This is a genomic window from Alkalibaculum bacchi, assembly GCF_937875145.1.
GTDB classification, from domain to species: Bacteria; Bacillota; Clostridia; order Eubacteriales; family Alkalibacteraceae; genus Alkalibaculum; species Alkalibaculum bacchi_A.
Window position 1 is genome coordinate 1 of record NZ_CALNCS010000214.1, and the last position, 3390, is coordinate 3390.

General features: G+C 36.3%; 3 protein-coding genes. All 3 read left to right on the forward strand.

Going from position 1 to position 3390, the window contains the following annotated elements; translation table 11 throughout:
• Positions 1-835, forward strand: an 835-nt coding sequence (gene miaA, locus Q7P22_RS12545; protein WP_303864651.1) for a tRNA (adenosine(37)-N6)-dimethylallyltransferase MiaA, incomplete at its 5' end; no start/stop codon positions are given.
• 319 nt (positions 836-1154) lie between these two features.
• Positions 1155-2450, forward strand: coding sequence for a methionine gamma-lyase family protein (locus tag Q7P22_RS12550; protein ID WP_303864653.1), 1296 nt, complete (start codon positions 1155-1157; stop codon positions 2448-2450).
• A gap of 99 nt (positions 2451-2549) precedes the next feature.
• A complete protein-coding gene (gene nagB / locus Q7P22_RS12555; RefSeq protein WP_113921122.1) occupies positions 2550-3275 on the forward strand; it encodes a glucosamine-6-phosphate deaminase in 726 nt (241 codons plus the stop codon).
• Positions 3276-3390 lie beyond the last annotated feature (115 nt).

The following is a 3390-nucleotide window of genomic DNA, read 5'->3' on the forward strand; positions in this document are numbered from 1 at the left end:
CTCCATGCAAATTTATAAATACATGGACATTGGTACAGCGAAGCCTACCGTAGACGAAATGGACGGAGTCCCTCATTATATGATAGATCATATTAAGCCAGATGAAGAATTCTCGGTAGCGGTTTTTCGTGAGTTAAGCGAAAAATGCATTGAAGATATTTTATCTAGAAATAAAAGACCTATTATAGTAGGCGGTACAGGCTTGTATGTAAACTCTTTGACAAAGCCATGGGATTTTTCAAAGACAGAGCCTAACGAAACTTTGAGAGGCGAATTAGAAGCTCTTGCACAAGAAAAAGGAACTTATTATCTTCATGAACGTTTAAGAGAAGTAGACCCGATTTCAGCACAAAACATTCATCCCAATAATGTAAAGAGGGTAATAAGGGCATTAGAAGTATACAAGACTTCTGGAAAAACAAAATCTCAATTAGATCAAGAATCTATGAAAAATGAATTAAAATACGAGCCTATTTTATTAGGACTATCTATGGAGCGAAGCACTTTATACGCTCGAATTGAACTTAGAATTGATAAAATGATAGAAGCTGGTTTAGTAGAAGAAGTAAAAAAGCTTCTAAATATGGGCTACAAAGAAGACTTAGTCAGCATGCAAGGCTTAGGCTACAAAGAAATCGTCAAATACTTAAAAGGTGAATACTCTCTAGAAGAAGCCATAGAAATCCTAAAAAGAGACACAAGGCACTTTGCCAAAAGACAACTCACATGGTTTAGAAGAGATGAGCGGATTAAATGGTTTAAGATAGAGGATTACTTTTCGCTAGATGAGCTGGAAGAAGATATGTTACGTTATATTAAATGGTTAAAGCATTAAGCCATCAGCGACCAGCGATCAGGGTTTAGGTATTCTTTTCGGGTCTTAAGATTCTTCGTCAGAATAGATCTATTACTAGTTATGCATTCGGCGCGTAGCTAATCAGTAAGGATCCAGTTTTGTCATCCTGAGGAGCTTGCGACGAAAGATCTTACCTACCTCGCCTAAAGGCGAACACGGTTTTTTCAGCTTTCCGCCTTCCACTTTCAGCTTTTCAGCTTTTAAGCTTTTAAGGTTTTGCTGACCACCCGACCACCTGACCACCTGACCACCTAATTTTAAAGCTTTTGTTGACCACCTAAAAAAGGAGATTTTATCATTGCACAAAGATACATTTGAATTTATCAAAAGAGAATATAATATAGATGATAGCGTCATAAAGTTTTGTTCTAAAAGCGAGGAAAAAATCATCTCTCGTTTTAAGAATATTGATGAAATAAGAGAACATAATCAGCTAAAAGTCATTTCCGCTTTACAAAAGGCGCGTATAGGTGACAGACATTTTCAAGTGTCTACTGGTTATGGATACAATGATGAGGGGCGAGAAGGGGTAGAGAAGGTTTATGCTACTGTATTTAATAGTGAAGACGCTTTAGTAAGGCCACATATTTCTTCTGGTACCCATGCTATATCCCTTTGTTTATATGGCGTGTTAAGACCAGGTGATGAGATATTAGCCGTTACAGGTGCACCTTATGATACCATCCAAACCGTTATCGGTTGGGATAATAATGAGGGAGATTTTGGCACATTAAAAGATTATGGCGTAAACTATAATCAAGTTGACTTAGTAGATGGTAAAGTAGACTATTCATCTATTAAAGAAGCTATCCATTCAAAGACCAAAATGATTTACATACAAAGGTCTACAGGTTATGCATGGCGAAATGCTCTAACGATTAGCCAAATTGCAGAGCTGATTGATTTTGTCAAAGGCATTAAGAAAGACGTTATCGTTATGGTTGACAACTGCTATGGTGAGTTTATGGATACATTAGAACCTACTGATGTTGGAGCAGACCTTATAGCTGGATCTTTGATCAAAAATCCAGGAGGCGGCATTTCGCCTACAGGAGGTTATATTGTAGGAAAAGAGGAGTATGTATACAAGGCCGCTTGTAGGTTGTCCGCTCCGGGTATTGCAAAGGAGACAGGGTCTACTTTAGGTATTAATCGAACTTATCTGCAGGGCTTGTTTTTAGCTCCTCATATTGTTTCAGAAGCAGTAAAAACAGCCATACTTGCTGCAAAAGTATTTGAAGATTTGGGCTTTGAAGTACGCCCTAAATCAGATGATTACAGAAGTGATATCATTCAAAGCATAAAATTAGGAGATCCTAAGGCCGTCATAAGCTTTTGTAAAGCCGTTCAAAAGGCAGCGCCAGTAGACTCTTACGTAACACCAGAACCTTGGGATATGCCAGGATACGACAGTCAAGTTATTATGGCAGCAGGAGCCTTTATACAAGGTTCATCTATTGAATTAAGCGCTGACGCCCCAATGCGAGAACCCTATATTGCCTATTTACAAGGAGGTCTTACTCATGATCATGGTAAATTAGGCTTATATCTTGCGTTGCAAGAATTAATGGAAACAGGATTTATTACCTTATAATGGAATGATAAGGTAATACGTATCAGGGTAAAATGTATAATTATGGCATCATTAAACAATTTTATATTGTTTTAAATATAAAAAAAGGAGTGAAGTATAATGAGATTTCATGTTTTTGAAAGTCCTAAAGAAGCAAGTGCATTTGCTTCTAATATTATTGCAGAACAAATTAAGCAAAAGGAGGACACCGTATTAGGCTTGGCGACAGGTTCTACTCCTATTGAAACTTATCAAAACTTAGCTGAAAAAAATAAAAATAACGAAATTAGCTTTAAGAAAGTACGTACTGTTAATCTAGATGAATACGTTGGTCTAAGCGGAGATCATGATCAAAGTTATCGATATTTTATGAATACAAACTTATTCGATCATATTGATATTAATAAAGAAAATACCCATGTACCATTAGGAGACGCAGAAGACTTAGAAAAAATGTGTGAAGAGTACGAAAAATTGATTCAAGATCTTGGTGGAATTGATTTACAAGTATTAGGGATAGGAAATAATGGGCATATTGGCTTTAATGAACCTGATATAAAGTTATATAATGAGACTCATGTTACGGATCTTACTGAAAGCACGATAGAAGCCAATAAGAGATTTTTTGAAAGTAAGGATGAAGTTCCAAGACAAGCGGTTACTATGGGCATGGCAAGTATACTAAGAGCAAAACACATCATCGTTCTGGCATTTGGTACTTCAAAAGCAGATATGGTTAAAAGATTGAAGGACGCATATCTTGATCCACAATGCCCTGTTACATTCTTAAAAATTCATGAGAATGTAGATATTATTTTTGATAAAGACGCAGGTTCAAAATTATAATTAAAAGTATAAATATTTTATTTAACTAGAATAGTCCTACATTTAACTCTAGATTCTACACAAGTCATCCTGAGCGCAAGCGAAGGATCTTTGACCTGTAAGACTTGACCCTAGC